Below are 17,228 nucleotides of genomic sequence, written 5' to 3'. Positions count from 1 at the left end.
GTAGTGATTGACTATCCAAAAAATTTTCGAGTAAAATGAATGAGTATTCATTCAAAGAATAGGGGGAAGTTTCATGAACCGTCAAATCAAGCGTGCGGCTGTTTTAGGCTCAGGTGTGATGGGAGCTGGAATTGCGGCACATTTGGCAAACGTAGGAATTCCTACATTGATGTTGGATATTGTTCCTCGGGAGCTAACGGAAAAAGAAGAGAAGAAGGGTCTGACGTTAAAAGATGCTTCTGTTCGGAACCGGATCGCAACCGAGAATAAAGCGAAATTGAAAAAGCAGAAGCCTTCTCCAATCACAAGTCAGAGTAGTCTGGATCTCATTACGACAGGCAACTTTGATGATGATATGGAGAAATTGAAAGACGTTGACTGGATTATTGAAGTAGTTGTTGAAAACTTGGACATTAAGAAAAAGGTTTATGAGCAGGTTGAGGAGCATAGAAAAGAAGGTACGATTGTATCTTCTAACACATCTGGGATCTCCATTAACGCAATGGCGGAAGGTCGTTCAGAGGATTTCCAAAAACATTTCCTCGGTACACACTTTTTCAACCCGCCGCGTTACTTAAAGCTTTTAGAAGTAATTCCGACGGAGAAAACAGACCCGGAAGTTTTATCTTTCATGAAGACATTCGGTGAAGATGTACTCGGTAAAGGTGTTGTTGAAGCGAAAGACACACCAAACTTCATTGCGAACCGAATCGGAACGTATGGCTTGTTAGTCACGGTTCAAGAAATGCTCAAAGGCGGTTACAGCATCGGTGAAGTTGACTCTGTAACCGGTCCTATGATTGGCCGTCCGAAGAGTGCGACTTTCCGTACACTTGATGTTGTTGGACTGGACACGTTCATCCATGTTGCGAAAAACGTGTACGATCAAGTTGAAGGTGAAGAGAAAGAAGTATTCGAAGTACCTGACTTTATGAAGCAGATGAATGAAAAAGGAATGCTCGGAGCAAAAGCCGGAAAAGGTTTCTTCTTAAAGAAGAAAGGCGAAAAAGGCAGTGTCATCTACGAGTTAAATCCTGAAACATTGGAATATGAGAATGAACAGAAAAAGTTGAAGACAGAAGCGACTGGACAAGCGAAACAACAAAAAGGTGCGAAGCGGAAATTGAAAGCGCTTGTCAATGCAAAAGGCGACCGTGGTGGCGACCTTGTTTGGAACATCACAAAACCAACACTCATTTACTCTGCTGAACTTCTCGGAGAAATTGCTGACGATGTGAAGGCAATCGATGAAGCAATGAAGTGGGGCTTCGGCTGGCAGCTCGGACCATTCGAAATGTGGGATGCAATTGGTGTGAAATCTTCGGTTGAACGCATGAAAGAAGAGGGCGCAGAAGTTCCTACTTGGATCGATGAAATGATTGAAAGCGGATTCGAAACGTTCTATAAAACCGAAAACGGTAAAGAGTACTACTACCACAACGGTGAGTATGTCGAAAAGGACGTCAATCCGAAAGAAATCAATTTGAAGCTTTACAAGGAATCCAATGGCGTCATCAAGAAAAATTCAGGTGCAAGCTTGATCGACCTAGGTGATGACGTTGCACTCCTTGAATTCCATTCGCAAAGTAACGCGATTGGTCCAGACATCCTTCAGATGATTAATTATTCATTAGAAGAAGTGAATAAAAATTACAAAGGTCTTGTCATCGGGAACCAAGGCAAGAACTTCTGTGTCGGTGCAAACCTTGGCATGATGCTGATGGAAGCTCAAGACTTTAACTTCATTGAATTGGAAATGATCGTTAAACAATTCCAAGACACAATGATGAATATTAAATATAATGAAAAGCCGGTTGTCGTCGCACCATTTGGCATGACACTAGGTGGAGGAGCTGAAGTCAGCCTTCCAGCAGCAAGCATTCAAGCTTCTCAAGAGACGTATATGGGCTTAGTTGAATTCGGTGTCGGTTTAATTCCAGGTGGTGGCGGAACGAAAGAGCTTTATTTGAAGTCACTACGCGGCTTGCCACAAGGACCTGATTTCGATTTAACGAAAGTAGCGAATGACGTATTTGAGAAAGTGGCAATGGCACAAGTGTCCACTTCAGCCGCTGAAGCACGTGAAAGCGGATTCTTGGATAACCATGACAAAATCAGTGTTAATGGTGATCACCTCATCTATGACGCTAAACAAAGTGTGCTTGGCTTAGCAAAAGCAGGGTACCAAGCGCCAAAACGTGAAAAAGTACCTGTTGTTGGTGAACCAGGCTATGCAGCGATGTTACTGGGAGCTAAAGGCCTTGTACAAGGTGGCTATGCTTCTGAACATGACTTGAAGATTGCTGGGAAATTAGCTTATGTTCTTGCAGGTGGAAAACTTGCATACGGAACACTGGTCGATGAACAATATCTACTTGACTTAGAACGAGAAGCATTCATCAGCTTAATTGGTGAAGCGAAAACACAACAACGTATGCAGCATATGTTGATGAAAGGTAAACCACTACGTAACTAATAAACGGAATAACTCCAATTCGAAAAAAGGGGGAGAAATTGTGAGAGAAGCAGTCATTGTCGCAGGTGCAAGAACACCTGTCGGTAAAGCGATGAAAGGATCATTCGCAAATACACGTCCAGATGATCTTTCCGCTGTAACCGTAAAAGAAGTATTGAAACGTGCGAACAATTATGACGGCCCAATCGATGACATCATTATCGGTTGTGCGATGCCTGAAGCAGAGCAAGGAATGAATATGGCAAGAAACATCGGTGGTTTGGCGGGACTTGATCACGATGTCCCAGGAATCACGATCAACCGGTACTGTTCATCAGGACTTCAAAGTATTGCCTACGCAGCTGAGCGAATTATGCTTGGTCATGCGGAAACGATCATTGCTGGTGGAGCTGAATCCATGAGTTTAATTCCAATGGGCGGACACGTCATCAAACCGAACTTGGACTTGGTTGAAAATGCTCCCGGTTATTATATGTCGATGGGGCATACAGCTGAAGAAGTTGCTCAGCGTTTCGGAATTTCCCGTGAAGACCAAGATGCTTTCGCTGCTCGAAGTCATGAGCGTGCGGAGAAAGCAATCAAAGAAGGGAAATTTGATGACGAAATTGTTCCAGTGGATGTCGTACAACGCAAAGTTGGTCCGGAAAATAAAGTTCATGAAACGACAGTAACAGTTTCGAAAGACGAAGGTGTACGTCCTGGCACGACGCCTGAAGTTCTATCGAAGCTGAGACCTGCATTCACGATGGGTGGATCCGTCACTGCTGGTAACGCTTCACAAATGAGTGATGGTGCAGCATCTGTCTTAGTCATGGATCGTGAAAAAGCAGAAAAAGAAGGGCTAACGCCAATCTTAAAATTCCATTCGTATACGGTACAAGGTGTCGAGCCAGAAATAATGGGGGTCGGACCGGTCAAAGCGATTCCAAAAGCAGTGGAAATGGCTGGTCTTGAATTGTCGGATATCGGATTGTTTGAACTAAACGAAGCGTTTGCTTCCCAATCGCTTCAAGTTATTCGCGAACTTGGATTAGATGAAGACATTGTTAACGTAAACGGTGGAGCGATTGCATTAGGTCACCCACTTGGTTGTACCGGTACGAAGCTAACCGTCTCATTAATGAATGAGATGAAGCGTCGTAACGTGAAATATGGTGTCGTCACAATGTGTATCGGTGGCGGTATGGGTGCAGCTGGCGTATTTGAATTACTATAAAACATTCATTACTGGAGGGTAAAGTTATGAGCGAAACACAAGAAAAAGTGATTAAAGGTGGAGGCTTCTTAGTAGAAGACATTGCCGCAGAAGATATGTTAACACCTGAGGACTTTACTGAAGAGCATAAAATGATTGCGAAAACGACAGAAGAGTATGTCAAAGGTGAAGTATGGCCGGTTCTCGATAACTTGGAAAATCATGAGTTTGATAAATCGGTTGATTTACTGCATAAAGCAGGGGAGCTTGGTCTGTTAGGTGCAGACGTACCAGAAGAGTACGGCGGCCTAGGATTGGATAAAATTAGTTCTTCTTTGATTACTGAGAAAATGTCTCTTGCTGGTGGGTTTTCCATCACTCATGGTGCGCACGTAGGAATCGGCTCACTACCAATCGTTTTCTTCGGTAACAAAGAACAGAAAGAAAAATATTTACCTGCTCTAGCAACTGGTGAGAAACTAGCGGCATACGCGCTGACTGAACCGGGTTCAGGATCTGACGCACTTGGTGCAAAAACAACCGCTAAGTTAAACGAAGCTGGAACTCATTATATTTTAAACGGTGAGAAACAGTGGATTACAAACTCTGCATTTGCGGACGTATTCGTCGTTTATGCAAAAGTCGATGGTGAGAAGTTCACGACGTTCATCGTTGAGCGTGAATTCCCGGGTGTTTCTACTGGACCTGAAGAGAAGAAAATGGGGATCAAATCTTCTTCTACACGTACATTAGTGTTGGAAGATGCTGAAGTACCGGTTGAAAACGTACTTGGTGAAATCGGTCGCGGTCACGTCATCGCATTCAACATTTTAAACGTCGGACGTTATAAGCTAGCGATTGGCGGTGTCGGCGGTGCTAAGCGTGCGATTGAAGTTGCGACAAAATATGCAAACGAACGTAAACAGTTCAATACACCAATTTCAAGCTTCCGTATGATTCAAGAAAAACTAGCAAACATGGCAACACGAACGTATGCCAACGAAAGTTCCGTTTACCGTACAGTTGGTCTTTTTGAACAGCGTATGGGTGGTCTTTCTCAAGAAGAGTTGAACGATGGATCAGAAGTTGCGAAAAGTATTGCTGAATACGCAATCGAGTGTTCCATGAATAAATACATGGCAACCGAATTATTGGATTATGCCGTTGACGAAGCGGTGCAAATCCACGGTGGTTATGGATTTATGCAAGAATATGAAGTCGAGCGTATGTACCGTGACTCAAGAATCAACCGTATTTTCGAAGGAACAAACGAAATTAACCGCATGCTTGTACCAGGTACATTCATGAAAAAAGCAATGAAAGGTCAACTACCACTTCTTGAAAAAGCAACAGCACTACAAGAAGAGTTAATGACAATGATGCCTGAACCAGTCGGTGACGAAACGCTTGAGCAAGAACGTTACCTACTGAAAAACGCGAAGAAAATTGGCTTGTTAGCTGCAGGAATCGCTGCGCAGAAGTTCCAAGAAAAATTGGAGCAAGAACAAGAGCTATTGGCGAATATCGCCGACATGGCTGCTGAAATTTACAACATGGAAGCTGCCATCCTTCGTACCGAAAAAGCCATCAACAAAGACGGCGAAGAGAAACACAAGCAAAAAGTTCTTTATACTCAAGTGTATGTGCAAGAAGCATTCAACAACATCGAAGCGGATGCGAAAGAAACATTAGTTGCTTCTGACTCTGGAGACAGCCTGCGCATGATGCTTGGTGCACTTCGCAAACTGACTCGTCATGATCCAACAAATGTAATCGAGAAAAAACGTGAAATTGCGAAGACGTTGATTGAGGAAGAGAAGTATACGGTTTAATTTAAAAACAAGAACAGCTAAATAGTGGTCAAGAATCAATCCCAGTCTGTGCAAAAAATATAAGTTTGCGGGCTGGGATTAATTTATGGTTTAGATGAAAACCGACTTGTTGTTGCTCAACTTATTAGTCTATGAGTTCTTCAGGACTGCCTTAAGATCTAGAAAATTCAAGTAACCCATATCTGGATGGTATATTCCCTAATATTAGAAAGGGAAAAGATGTATAGTATGTCAAGATGGTTCCAACTCTGCCTCAAGAAGACATAAATATTTTCCATATCATGGAATATTGAATTATTTTTTTATATCCAACCAATTTTCAAATTCAGAGGTATCACCCATATTAAAATAGTATTTTATAAATCTCACAAATTCCTCCGTATCAACCTCTTTATATTTATAGGTCAAGGGTGGTGGAAGTGTTGCTATATCAAGGACAATCATTTTGGCTCACTCTATGTCAATGATGCCTCAAAATTGTGTCACAAGTGGCTCTAAAACATGGCAAAGGTGGTTCTATCTCATGTCTTTATTCAAATAATCAAAAAACCACTAAAGAAAAGGGATATCGGCTCTTTTTAGGTTCATCACTCTAAGTTGTGGTGAGCATTAAAAAAAGTAGATTTTAAAAATTATTCTTGATTTGTTATTTTAACACCTACCTAGTAAGTTAAAGGATAATGAATTGGAAAACAATATCTTCTTCTTGAAGAACAACCAAGACTCCATGAATTGTTAAAGCGTTCGAAGCAAAAGACTTTCAAGAGGTGAACGCTATTTTTAAACAATGGATCAGAAGTACATATATGGAATATTTCCCGCTCTACAAGAGCAGCTAAAACACTTCTTCAATGGAAGAGTCCAATATTAAACTTTTTAATTGAGGACTAACCAATGGCTCGAGGGAAAGAACAAATAACAAAATCAAAGTTCTTAAATGTAGAGCCTATAGGCTATCGAAATCAAAACCATTTTCTCACGATAATCCTTCTAGAGTGTAAGCTACCGTATTAGAAAAGATTTAGATGATATAGGAAGCTGCACCCACAATTAATCGTGAAGAGCCTCTTATTTTATAAAATTCCATATATTTAAAAATATGTCTTTAGTACCATTGAAAATAACAGATAATTCAATATATAATGGAAACGAAAACATAAATGGAAATTACATCCAGAAAAAATGAGGTAGGGGAGGTAATCAAATGAAATTTGTAAAAATAACCTTTTTTAGTTTACTCACTTTTGGCATGGTTCTTATGATCCCGACTGAAAATTCTTTTGCTGAAGCAGAAAAACAATCAAATGCAAAGGAAGAGGTTAGCCCATCAAGTATACCATTCGAGTATAATATGTCTCCTGTTCATGTTAATAGAACTGGGACAAGTGCACGTGTAACCAAAGACCTTAATTGGGGAGATGACAGGTCTAATGTCTTTTATGTAACATATAGGGATGGTTACGGATCGTATCATTATAATGATACTTCATTTACATCTTATTCTACTCAAACTATTCCGACAACATACTCTCTTCCTTCGAGCAGAACTGAAATAACATGGCCGGATTATTTTAAAGCACGCAGTTCAACAGGACAAGGAAATATATCAGGTTCTATTACACTCCGAAGATATTAAGTTTTTAATATAGCACCCTGTCGCAGGGTGCTATATGATTATCCATTCTTAGGAGGAAGAAATGATGAAAATCGCCAATATATCAAAATCTTTTAAAAGTGGTTCTAATAATAAAGTAATTTTACAAAATGTTAATTTAAATATTTCTAATGGTACTTGGTGCACAATCATGGGGCCCTCAGGGTCGGGAAAGTCAACATTACTTAATTGTATTTCCGGACTCTTAAAGCCTAACGAAGGGAAAATCCATATTAACGATATAAACATTAATGAATTATATGAAAATAGTTTGAGTGAATTCAGAAGAAATAACATAGGATTTGTTTTTCAAGATTTTAAGCTTCTTCCTTATTACTCCGTATTGGATAATGTCATTCTACCTTTAGTTCAAGATCGATCCAAAACTGAATTGGTTACCCGTGCTAGAAAGCTATTAGTAGAAGTTGGTATAGAGGAAGACTTATATAATAGGCTACCTAAAGACCTCTCTGGTGGTGAAAAACAAAGAGTAGCGATTGCTAGGGCTCTGATCGCAGAACCAAATCTTTTATTATGTGATGAACCAACTGGGAATCTGGATTCCGACACTCGTAATCAAATCATAAACTTGTTATTGTCTCTCAAACAAAATGGGCAGACAATTATTCTTGTAACTCATGATGAAGAAGTAGCAAAGTATAGTGATAATATCTATCAATTAATCAATGGTAAATTACTACATAAAGAGTTGATCAAATGATTCGTATGATTTTTAAAAGGATTTTCAATCGAAAGTTCAGCTCGATCTTCACAATCATTGCCATGACATGTGTATTTGTTTTAATTCCTTTAGGTATTCAATATGCCCAGCAATCTAAGCTAGCGGTTGAACAGACGATTGAAGAACACGGCAGAGGCTTATACGATATTTTAGTCCGTCCCAAGGACTCACGAACACCTATCGAGCATGAACTGGGTGTAGTAGAGGCCAACTATATTGGTGACAGTTCTGGCGGGATTTCGATTAAAGAATGGGAAGATATCAAAAATAGTGAAGATGTTGAAATCGCTGCACCTGTCGCTTCCGTCGGATATTTTACGGGAAACACAAATTCAGTAGGTCTACCATTATTGGAAAGCCCAGCAAAAATAGAATGGACTTATTATACATCAGATGGAATGAATAATTATGCTCTGGATGATCCATTTACTTTCTATTATATGGATGGAAAAGAACGTGAGTATTTTGATTTTATTGTTAAACCGGAAGATCTTCAGCCGGATGGTAAAATGATTGGTTTTATGGGTGCAAAACTACCGAGGAACTATTATTTGCTTACGGGAATTGATATTGAGAGTGAAGGCAAGCTAACAGGTATTGATTATACTGATTTAAACAAATATAAAGATATTGAAAGTCTATTAGAAATGGACCGAGAAGAACTTGATCATGAAACCACTCTATTAATCCAATCACTAAAGTTTCGTGGAATTCCTGAACTTATTCCCGTTATACAGCGTAGTGATTTAAATTTATCGCTTTATTTTGAATTGAATGTTGAAAACTTATCACTATCATTACCTGAATTTAAGGGAAAATATAATTTGGATTCACATGAAAATCTGATGAGCCTTTATAATGAGAATGATGATGAAATGATCAATCAGATGATCGATGAATTAAATGAAACACCAGTACTTTCTAAAGAGGAGCACTTAATCGATTTAAGTGAATATCAGTCCCCTTTCAATGGGAACTATGTTGAAATCACGAACGAGTACACCGTGAAGTGGGGAGAGGGTGGTTCTTTAACTAACGATACCTCATTATATTATACTGCATCTAAAGTAGATTACCAAATTAATGGAAAAGGTGTCAATGTTCCTATCATTGAAGACGGATCACCACCTTCTTATAAAAGAGTCGAACAGAAAGGTGAAAGTTATTTTGAGGCAGAAAATTTTGAGGTTCCATTTATGTTATGGCAAACTGGAACGTTTTCTCCACAAAAAGATGAAGGTCAATTGGTATCCAGCCCCCTAGGTATTTATACAACTAAAGAAGTTCGGACAAAGGATGGGACGGAATTAACACCAACAACGAAACCAGGCAGCTTTATCTCTCAACCTGCAGCTGGCGTAACAACAATAGAAGCTGCTGAATTTATTAAAGGTGACAAACCGATTGATGCTATTCGTTTAAAAGTGGCTGATATTGATTCATATAATCAAGAGGCCCAAGAGAAAATTAACCAAGTTGCAATTGACTTACTTGAGGAAGGCTACGAAGTTGATATTGTTGCTGGTTCGTCATTCCAGCAAGTTGAAATGAATGTTGAAGGGATCGGGCAGGTAACGGCACCATGGACTACGTTGGGAACAGCCCAATCATTAGTGGATGGCTGGAATTACTTAGCAGTAGTAAGTATTATTTTGTTCGCAGTTTTCGGGATTATATGGTATATATCCAAACTATTTTACGAGAAAAACCAATTTGCTGAAGAAAACGATATATTAAGTAAACTAGGTTGGAGTAAAAACAAAATAAAACTACGGAACTTTTTAGAGCAGCTTACGTTAGTGACTGTAGCCTTTTTAATCAGTATAGGGTTATTGATGATTTTAGTTGAACAGATCAATCAGTCACACGTGTTGAGTCTGATTGGACTTTGGGCGATTCTAAGCTTATTGATTTTAGCTGTATTTAATTATAATAGTAAACCATCAATCAGAGTGGAGCCTTATAGATTTATTCCAAGTCTACTCCATTATCGCCACCTGATTTTACCGGTTATTTGTATATTGATTATTTCAACAATCCTTATTGTTATACAAATGACTTCATTAGTATCAACATTTATCGAGGCAAGACAGACAACGCTCGGCACGTTTGCGATGGATACTGTCCAAACAATGCAGCTACTCATATTATTAGCAACGTTCGGTATTGCGATTATAAGTATAAGCGAGTCTTTTAAAGCATTAATGCTAGAAAGAAAAAATGAACTTACGATGTATCACGTTGTAGGCTGGTCTAAAAAAATGATTCAAAAGCACATAAGGAATGAACTGACGCTTTGGGCAGGCTTTGCTTATATGATAGGCGGTTCAATTAGTTGTGCGGTTTTACTTTATCTTGACTTTTCATTGAGCTGGATCATAATGAGCGTTGCTACAGTCTTTTTGTTGTTTGTTGTATTATTTATGCTTTTGATTAAAACGAGTAAGTCGTATTTGAATATCTAGTTCTATTTTGAAAAGTTTAAAACCAATCGTGAATTCATTGAATGATTGGTGGAGGCATGTCTAGCATGTTAAGAACTCTTGTTCATGTTAATGTAGAGAGCAAAACAATTACTGAGGCCATTATCAGTAACGGAAATTAAACAAGAAGATAATAGAGCTGTTAAAACGATTAAAGTCTAAAATGCCAATCAACTATATTCTATACAATCAACAAAGGCGGCGAAGAGAAGGACAAACAAAAAGTACTTTACACACAAGCGTATGTCCAAGAAGCATTCAACCGAATCGAAGCAGATGCCAAAGAAACATTGGTTGCCTCTGACTCTGGTGACAGCCTGCGTATGATGCTTGGCGCACTTCGTAAACTGACTCGTCATGATCCAACGAACGTGATTGAGAAGAAACGTGAAATTGCGAAGACATTAATTGAAGAAGAAAAGTATACAGTGTAAAGAAAGTTTCTTTAGACTTACCGAAACCTCAGTGGAATAACTTCTGCTGGGGTTTTATCTGTTTGTATGTAAACGACGTGATGAGGAGGCTGCATCTTCCCAACTGTCATCAAAAATGTGCTAAACTAGCGGTGGAGGTGTTTTTAGATGACAGTAACAATCTACCAATATCCAAAATGCGGTACATGTCGTAAAGCATTAAAATGGCTGGATGAGAATGGTGTAACTTATGAATCAGTACATATCGTCGACAATCCACCAAGTGAATCCGAACTGAAGCAAATGATTGAACAAAGTGATTTACCGCTAAAAAAATTTTTCAATACATCAGGAAAGAAATACCGTGAACTAGGGTTAAAAGACAAGTTGGAGGAAATGTCTGACGATGAAAAAATCAAGCTGCTCGCTTCGGATGGTATGTTAATGAAACGACCACTGGTAACGGATGGTAAAAAAGCGACAGTTGGATTTAAAGAAGAGATATTTGAATCCGAGTGGAAATAAAAACAGCAAGAATGTGTTATCTATTCAAAAAATATAGTAGAATATAAGTAGTTAAATGGTTATAGGAGGCTCGTACGATGAATTTACCAAAAGAATTAAGTTATTCAAAAGAACACGAATGGGTGAAAAATGAAGACGGTAAGGTTCGAATCGGTATTACGGAATTCGCACAAGACGAACTAGGGGATATTGTATTTGTTGAATTGCCAGAAGTCGGTGATGAATTAGAATTGGATGAGCCATTTGGCAGTGTTGAATCTGTTAAGACAGTTTCTGAGTTATACGCTCCTGTTTCAGGGAAAGTTGTCGAAGTGAATGAAGAATTAGAAGACAGCCCTGAATTAGTAAACGAATCTCCATACGAACAAGCGTGGATGGTTGTTGTTGAATTAGACGACGCATCTCAGCTTGAAGAATTAATGGATGCTGACGCATATCAAAAAATGACAGAAGAAGAATAATAGAACCTTGGAAGCTGATCGATAATGATCAGCTTTTTCCATAGGTAATGAATATAAAATTTGGTGATCATACATGGATGAGTTGTCTAAGGTAATTATCGTGGAAGGAAAGCAAGATAAGAAAAAGATTAACCGGGTAATTGAGGAAGACGCTTTTATCTTATGTACGTTTGGAACCCTCGGTTTACATGCTTTGGACTTAATGATTGAAGAGCATCAGTTGGATTTTCGTGATGTGTTTATTTTGACAGATGAAGATGAACCTGGAATTAAACTACGGAAATTACTCAATCAAGAAATCTCTCATGCACAGAACCTTTACATCGACCGAAAGTATCGCGAAGTTGAAGAAACACCTGAATACGTGTTAGCATCAATTTTGCAAGCAGCTGACATAAACGTCGACGTGGATTTTTTGAAAGGGTTTGAATGAGTATGAATGTAATTAATGAAAAAAATGCGCAATTTCTAGTGAAGAAAAAGCAGTATCATATACTATTTATCAATAGTCCCTTCTGCGGTACATGTAAAGTAGCAAAGCGAATGCTTCTTTATATCGAAGACACATTGGAAGATAGTAAATTTTATGAACTAAATGGATTGACGGCTCCAGATTTTCTACAACAGTACAGTATTATGAGTGTACCATGTTTAATGGTTTTTAAAGATGGCCAACCAGTCGACCGCATTTATACATTTCATTCCGTGCCATACCTATTGAAAGAACTCGGACCATATTTAGTTACTGAGAAAAATAAAATCTAATGAGATTGAACATGCTGAATGAAGGAGCTCCCTTACGTTCGGCATTTTTTATGGAAGGCAAAGAAATGGGAAGCCATCGATAAAAACTTGTGAAGCCGTCGAAAAGCAGCGTGAAGCCGTCGAAAAGCAGCGTGAAGCCATCGAAAAACACCGTAGAGCCGTCGAAAAGCAGCGTGATGCCGTCGAAAAACGCCGTGGAGCCGTCGAAATACGCGGGAATGCAACCAATAAACGCCGAGAAGCCATCGTTATGATTCCGTTAAAATTCAATCATTCCATAAAAAAGGCACCCCATCTACTATGGAGTGCTCTACTAATACTGCTTATGCAATTGCTTGACTAATCACTTGCAAAATCTCAACAAACTCAGCTTTGTCACCAAACTCCCCGACAATCTCACCATTTTTATCAATGACAATTGTTGTCGGTACAGAGGTGCATTCATATAGATCATATACTTCTCGTCCGTTATCTTTCAAAACGGGCTGGGTCAAGAATTGCTCTTGATATTTTAGTGCTTCTTCTTCGGAACGTTCCCGGCCAGTCACATTGATCGTAATCATTTCTAATTCATCACTTCGCGTCGTTTTATAAAATTGTTCTTTTTTCGGAAGATCACGCGCACAGTCTGGGCACCAAGATACCCAAAAAGTTAGGACAACGACTTTTTCGCCGAGTACTTCATCGAGAGAGAATGTCTGGTCTTCGTTTAAGTATGGTAGTTCGAATTGTGGTGCTTTCATTTTATATTTCCCCCTTTTTTAAAAATACGATTGACGACCAATTCGCTTCATGATAATATTAACATTAATATAAATCGCATAGCAAAATTTCTTATCAAGAGTGGCGGAGGGAAAGGCCCTGTGAAGCCCGGCAACCATCGAATTTATTCGAAAGGTGCTAATTCCTGTTCATGCTGAATGCATGGCAAGATAAGAGAGAGTAAATGTATCTTTCTTGTTCTTGCAAGGGAGATTTTTTTATGTGTTAGCGACGTATCGCTTTAACGCGATAAATTTACAATTAGATAAATATACTCTTATCAAGAGAGGCAGAGGGACTGGCCCGATGAAGCCCGGCAACCACTGGATGGACATTTAAATCATCCAACAGGTGCTAATTCCAGCAAAGCAGGGGATGCTTTGATAGATAAGGGAACGAAAGCTCAAATCCTTTCTGTTCTCTTATGCAGGAAGGTTTTTTATTTTGCTAAAGAAAGAGGGAGTCACATGATATCGATCAAAAAGCTGTCGAAACGTTATCAAACGAAGGATCAAGTCGTTCAGGCTGTCGATGATGTTTCATTGGAAATTGAAAAAGGTGAAATCTTTGGTGTCATCGGTTATTCCGGTGCTGGTAAAAGTACGTTCGTCCGTCTGTTGAATCGGTTGGAAGAGCCGACGAGTGGAGAAATTACACTTGATCAGCAGTCATTAACTCAATTAGGAAAAAATGATTTACGTAAAAAACGACAAAAAATAGGAATGATCTTTCAACACTTTAATCTGCTATGGTCACGTACAGTGTATGAAAACATTGCATTTCCTTTAGAAATCGCAGGGGTGGATAAACAGAGCAGTAAAGAAAAAGTGGATGAATTGATTGAGCTTGTTGGCTTGAAAGGTCGGGAAAACAGCTATCCTTCTCAACTAAGTGGTGGGCAAAAGCAACGCGTCGGCATTGCTCGTGCGCTCGCAAACGATCCAGAGGTGCTCCTTTGTGACGAAGCAACATCCGCACTCGATCCGGAAACGACAGATGATATTTTGGATTTACTCGTATCCATTAATAAAAAACTAAAATTAACGATTATTTTAATTACGCATGAAATGCATGTCATTCAAAAGATCTGTCATCGTGTAGCTGTCATGGAACAAGGAAAAGTTGTTGAAGTCGGTGACGTGTTGGAAGTGTTTATCAATCCAAAAGAGAAAACGACGAAGCGATTCGTTCAACAATTATCACCACTTGAACATGACCCGGAACGACTAAAAGATTTCATTACCGAAGATGAAAGCAAAGAAGTAGTGAAGTTGCACTTCGTTGGTGGTACGGCGAGACGGAGCTTAATCAGTGAAGTCGCTAAACAGTTCGATGTTTATGTGAATATCCTTCAAGGTTCAATTTCACAAACCCAGGAAGGCTCATACGGTACATTATTCGTTGAACTGGACGGCGAACGAAAAGTGATTGAAGCATCGATGAATTATATTCGCAACTCGGGAGTAGAAGTAGAGGTGGTTACAAATGCTTGAAGAATTATTTCCGAATGTCATTATGGAGAACTTATGGACAGCAACTTATGAAACATTATACATGACGGTTATTTCAGTCATCGGCACTTTTATTCTTGGAATCATTCTCGGTTTATTGCTTTATTTGACTGATCGAGGAAATCTTTGGAGCAACCGGGTGATTAATGGAATAACGGCAACTGTCGTTAACGTATTCCGCGCCATCCCGTTTATTATATTAATTTTATTGCTCATTCCATTTACAGACTTTTTGATGGATACCATCCGTGGTCCGAAAGCGGCTTTACCGGCATTGATTATCGGTTCGGCGCCGTTTTATGCACGGTTAGTTGAAATTGCCTTAAAGGAGGTAGATAAAGGGGTAATTGAGGCGGCAAAATCAATGGGGGCTAAAACCCACACGATTATTTTTAAGGTTTTGTTACAAGAATCTAAACCAGCATTGGTTGGAGGTCTGACGGTTACAGCAATTGCGTTAATCGGGTACACAGCCATTGCAGGAGTGATTGGTGCAGGTGGTCTTGGAGATCTAGCTTATATGCATGGTTTCCAGCGAAGAAATAATGACGTGGTTTTCGCGTGTACCGTATTCATTGTTGCCATCGTTTTTATCTTTCAATGGGCTGGCGACTTTGTATCAAAACGAATCGATAAACGATAGAAGGGGAGTTTAATTAACATGAAGAAATTATTGTTTGTTTTATTAGGAATTACATTGGTTGTTGCATTAACAGCTTGTGGGTCATCTGATGAAGAAGAGAATAATGGTAACACTGAAAGCAATGACTCATCTGGTGAAGAAGCTGCTAGTGATCAGGAAACTACCGAAATTGTTGTTGGAGCGACAAGTGTGCCACACGCGGAGGTGCTGGAAGAAGCGAAACCTTTGTTGAAAGAGAAAGGTATTGACTTGACGATTGAAACGTACCAAGAGTATGTATTCCCGAACGAAGACTTAGATAACGGCACCCTAGATGCAAACTACTTTCAACACATTCCTTACTTTGAAACGCAACAAGAAGATTTTGGTTATGATTTCGTGAATATTGGTGGCATTCATATCGAACCATTAGGTATTTACTCCAAGAACATCGAAAGTATTGATAATGTGGAAGAAGGAACAGTCGTACTTCTAAGTCGTTCTGTTGCCGACCATGGAAGAGTTCTTACTTTGCTTGAACAAAATGATTTGATTAAATTAGACGAAGATGTCAATAAAGATGGTGCAACGATTGAAGATATCGTTGAAAATCCGCTGAATCTGGAATTCGATGCAAGTATCGAACCGGCTTTATTACCTGAGTTTTATGATAGAGAAGAAGACGCATTAGTCGCAATCAACACAAACTATGCGATCGAAGCGGGTCTTGAACCGACAGAGGATTCCTTAATCATTGAAGAGTCCGATTCACCTTATGTGAATATTATTGCTGCACGCGCTGAAGATGAAAATAACGAAGCACTCCAAACTTTAGTCGAAGTTCTTCGTTCTGAAGAAATCACGAATTTCTTTGAAGAAAAGTATGAAGGTGCTGTCGTTCCGGTTAAATAAAAACTGAATCTTTAGCATCTGAGAGAAATATCCAGTTATCCATACGAATTATAAGAATGAGGGGTATAACATCAAATTAGATGTTTATACCCCTTTTCATGTGGATAAACATACTATATAAGGATTTTTGAATCCTTAGCATTCGTGATATTCTAGAATACATCAAAGACGAAAGGAATGATTTTTCATTATTAATGACAATGAGATTGACTTAAATTACACGGAGGATATGGAGAAGTCCATGCAGCAATCTCACGGAATGGGGTACAAAGAGTACAGTATGAACCTCAACCGAAGACTACAAGTTGAAAAAAAGCGAGAGAATGATTATAAAAAGTGTAACAACTTAGTTTCAGAAGTTGAACGACAAGTACATCGTTAATAAAATAGATCATCAAGCAACTCCGGCCAAATCTTTGGTTGGAGTTGCTTTAATTTGGTGGTGGATTTTTGGGTTACATAAAACCTTCTGGGAGTTTTGCGAAAAATATCCTGTAGGTTTCCGTAGTAGAGAGCGGTTATTAAACACGGAAGAGATGATCAATTTTAGAATCTTCCGTAGAAGAGAGAGCTTATCAAGCACGGAAGCCAAGTAATTACTGAAACTTCCGTTGTTGAGCGTGCCTATCAAGCCCAGAAGCCGAACAATTATTGAAGCTTCCATCAAGACACGCGCTCGATGACATATCACGAAGCACGAGCACTCATTTGAGTATCGAGACACGTTCTCAACGACATTTCACGAAGCACGAGCACTCATTTGGGTATCGAGACACGTTCTCGATGACATTTCACGAAGCACGAGCACTCATTTGAGTATCGAGACACGTTCTCGACGACATTTCACGAAGCGCAAGCACTCATTTGGGTATCGA

General features: G+C 39.3%; 15 protein-coding genes, 1 pseudogene and 2 riboswitches. Of the genes and pseudogenes, 15 read left to right on the top strand and 1 reads right to left on the bottom strand.

Going from position 1 to position 17,228, the window contains the following annotated elements; all coding sequences use genetic code 11:
- The first annotated feature begins 73 nt into the window (after positions 1–73).
- The 11 genes and pseudogenes from FPQ13_RS03230 (at position 74) to FPQ13_RS03180 (ending at position 12,546) form a co-directional block, all read left to right on the top strand.
- On the top strand, positions 74–2,476 hold the full coding sequence (locus tag FPQ13_RS03230) for a 3-hydroxyacyl-CoA dehydrogenase/enoyl-CoA hydratase family protein (RefSeq protein ID WP_144087883.1): 2,403 nt from the start codon (positions 74–76) through the stop codon (positions 2,474–2,476).
- A 40-nt stretch (positions 2,477–2,516) separates the two neighbouring features.
- Positions 2,517–3,692 carry an acetyl-CoA C-acetyltransferase gene (locus FPQ13_RS03225; RefSeq protein WP_144087882.1) on the top strand — a complete coding sequence of 392 codons (1,176 nt, stop codon included), beginning with the start codon at positions 2,517–2,519 and terminating at the stop codon, positions 3,690–3,692.
- 26 nt (positions 3,693–3,718) lie between these two features.
- The gene (locus FPQ13_RS03220) at positions 3,719–5,503 is read left to right on the top strand and encodes an acyl-CoA dehydrogenase family protein (protein WP_144087881.1); all 1,785 of its coding nucleotides are present in this window, start codon (positions 3,719–3,721) and stop codon (positions 5,501–5,503) included.
- Positions 5,504–6,707: 1,204 nt separating this feature from the next.
- Positions 6,708–7,139 (top strand): hypothetical protein, encoded by a 432-nt coding sequence (locus FPQ13_RS03215; RefSeq protein ID WP_144087880.1) that lies wholly within the window; start codon positions 6,708–6,710, stop codon positions 7,137–7,139.
- 64 nt (positions 7,140–7,203) lie between these two features.
- A complete protein-coding gene (locus FPQ13_RS03210; RefSeq protein ID WP_186279532.1) occupies positions 7,204–7,878 on the top strand; it encodes an ABC transporter ATP-binding protein in 675 nt (224 codons plus the stop codon).
- The gene (locus FPQ13_RS03205; RefSeq protein WP_144087878.1) at positions 7,875–10,364 is read left to right on the top strand and encodes a hypothetical protein; all 2,490 of its coding nucleotides are present in this window, start codon (positions 7,875–7,877) and stop codon (positions 10,362–10,364) included. Before FPQ13_RS03210 ends, FPQ13_RS03205 begins: the two co-directional genes overlap by 4 nt.
- A gap of 206 nt (positions 10,365–10,570) precedes the next feature.
- Positions 10,571–10,816, top strand: a pseudogene (locus FPQ13_RS03200) (acyl-CoA dehydrogenase); the annotation flags it as partial.
- Positions 10,817–10,963: 147 nt separating this feature from the next.
- On the top strand, positions 10,964–11,320 hold the full coding sequence (locus FPQ13_RS03195; RefSeq protein ID WP_144087877.1) for an arsenate reductase family protein: 357 nt from the start codon (positions 10,964–10,966) through the stop codon (positions 11,318–11,320).
- A 77-nt stretch (positions 11,321–11,397) separates the two neighbouring features.
- A complete protein-coding gene (gcvH, locus tag FPQ13_RS03190; protein ID WP_144087876.1) occupies positions 11,398–11,781 on the top strand; it encodes a glycine cleavage system protein GcvH in 384 nt (127 codons plus the stop codon).
- A gap of 73 nt (positions 11,782–11,854) precedes the next feature.
- On the top strand, positions 11,855–12,214 hold the full coding sequence (locus tag FPQ13_RS03185) for a ribonuclease M5 (RefSeq protein WP_144087875.1): 360 nt from the start codon (positions 11,855–11,857) through the stop codon (positions 12,212–12,214).
- Positions 12,211–12,546: a thioredoxin family protein gene (locus FPQ13_RS03180; protein WP_246065327.1), complete on the top strand. Its 336-nt coding sequence runs from the start codon at positions 12,211–12,213 to the stop codon at positions 12,544–12,546. Before FPQ13_RS03185 ends, FPQ13_RS03180 begins: the two co-directional genes overlap by 4 nt.
- 323 nt (positions 12,547–12,869) lie before the next feature.
- On the opposite strand, the gene FPQ13_RS03170 is transcribed toward FPQ13_RS03180, so the two are convergent.
- Positions 12,870–13,289 (bottom strand): TlpA disulfide reductase family protein, encoded by a 420-nt coding sequence (locus FPQ13_RS03170; protein ID WP_144087874.1) that lies wholly within the window; start codon positions 13,287–13,289, stop codon positions 12,870–12,872.
- A gap of 88 nt (positions 13,290–13,377) precedes the next feature.
- Positions 13,378–13,485, top strand: a riboswitch (SAM riboswitch).
- A gap of 97 nt (positions 13,486–13,582) precedes the next feature.
- Positions 13,583–13,702: riboswitch (SAM riboswitch) on the top strand.
- 73 nt (positions 13,703–13,775) lie between these two features.
- Between FPQ13_RS03170 and FPQ13_RS03165 the strand changes: the two genes are divergently transcribed.
- From FPQ13_RS03165 to FPQ13_RS13370, 4 genes are all read left to right on the top strand, one after another.
- Positions 13,776–14,801, top strand: coding sequence for a methionine ABC transporter ATP-binding protein (locus tag FPQ13_RS03165; RefSeq protein ID WP_144087873.1), 1,026 nt, complete (start codon positions 13,776–13,778; stop codon positions 14,799–14,801).
- A complete protein-coding gene (locus FPQ13_RS03160; RefSeq protein WP_144087872.1) occupies positions 14,794–15,462 on the top strand; it encodes a methionine ABC transporter permease in 669 nt (222 codons plus the stop codon). The genes FPQ13_RS03165 and FPQ13_RS03160 overlap by 8 nt, the downstream gene beginning before the upstream one ends.
- An 18-nt stretch (positions 15,463–15,480) precedes the next feature.
- Complete coding sequence (locus FPQ13_RS03155) at positions 15,481–16,353, top strand: MetQ/NlpA family ABC transporter substrate-binding protein (RefSeq protein ID WP_144087871.1); 873 nt, start codon at positions 15,481–15,483, stop codon at positions 16,351–16,353.
- Positions 16,354–16,582: 229 nt separating this feature from the next.
- A complete protein-coding gene (locus FPQ13_RS13370; RefSeq protein WP_186279531.1) occupies positions 16,583–16,735 on the top strand; it encodes a YuzK family famiily protein in 153 nt (50 codons plus the stop codon).
- The last annotated feature ends 493 nt before the right edge of the window (positions 16,736–17,228 follow it).

The sequence above is a fragment of the Allobacillus salarius genome, from assembly GCF_007559425.1.
Lineage (GTDB): Bacteria > Bacillota > Bacilli > Bacillales > Alkalibacillaceae > Allobacillus > Allobacillus salarius.
Note: the sequence above shows the minus strand (reverse complement) of the source record. Positions and strands in the feature narration are given on the sequence as shown.

Coding starts and splice junctions, on each gene's coding strand:
- FPQ13_RS03230 (WP_144087883.1), top strand. CDS start 74: ATGAACCGTCAAATCAAGCGTGCGGCTGTTTTAGGCTCAGGTGTGATG.
- FPQ13_RS03220 (WP_144087881.1), top strand. CDS start 3,719: ATGAGCGAAACACAAGAAAAAGTGATTAAAGGTGGAGGCTTCTTAGTA.
- FPQ13_RS03215 (WP_144087880.1), top strand. CDS start 6,708: ATGAAATTTGTAAAAATAACCTTTTTTAGTTTACTCACTTTTGGCATG.
- FPQ13_RS03210 (WP_186279532.1), top strand. CDS start 7,204: ATGAAAATCGCCAATATATCAAAATCTTTTAAAAGTGGTTCTAATAAT.
- FPQ13_RS03205 (WP_144087878.1), top strand. CDS start 7,875: ATGATTCGTATGATTTTTAAAAGGATTTTCAATCGAAAGTTCAGCTCG.
- FPQ13_RS03195 (WP_144087877.1), top strand. CDS start 10,964: ATGACAGTAACAATCTACCAATATCCAAAATGCGGTACATGTCGTAAA.
- gcvH (WP_144087876.1), top strand. CDS start 11,398: ATGAATTTACCAAAAGAATTAAGTTATTCAAAAGAACACGAATGGGTG.
- FPQ13_RS03185 (WP_144087875.1), top strand. CDS start 11,855: ATGGATGAGTTGTCTAAGGTAATTATCGTGGAAGGAAAGCAAGATAAG.
- FPQ13_RS03180 (WP_246065327.1), top strand. CDS start 12,211: ATGAGTATGAATGTAATTAATGAAAAAAATGCGCAATTTCTAGTGAAG.
- FPQ13_RS03170 (WP_144087874.1), bottom strand. CDS start 13,289: ATGAAAGCACCACAATTCGAACTACCATACTTAAACGAAGACCAGACA.
- FPQ13_RS03165 (WP_144087873.1), top strand. CDS start 13,776: ATGATATCGATCAAAAAGCTGTCGAAACGTTATCAAACGAAGGATCAA.
- FPQ13_RS03160 (WP_144087872.1), top strand. CDS start 14,794: ATGCTTGAAGAATTATTTCCGAATGTCATTATGGAGAACTTATGGACA.
- FPQ13_RS03155 (WP_144087871.1), top strand. CDS start 15,481: ATGAAGAAATTATTGTTTGTTTTATTAGGAATTACATTGGTTGTTGCA.
- FPQ13_RS13370 (WP_186279531.1), top strand. CDS start 16,583: ATGGAGAAGTCCATGCAGCAATCTCACGGAATGGGGTACAAAGAGTAC.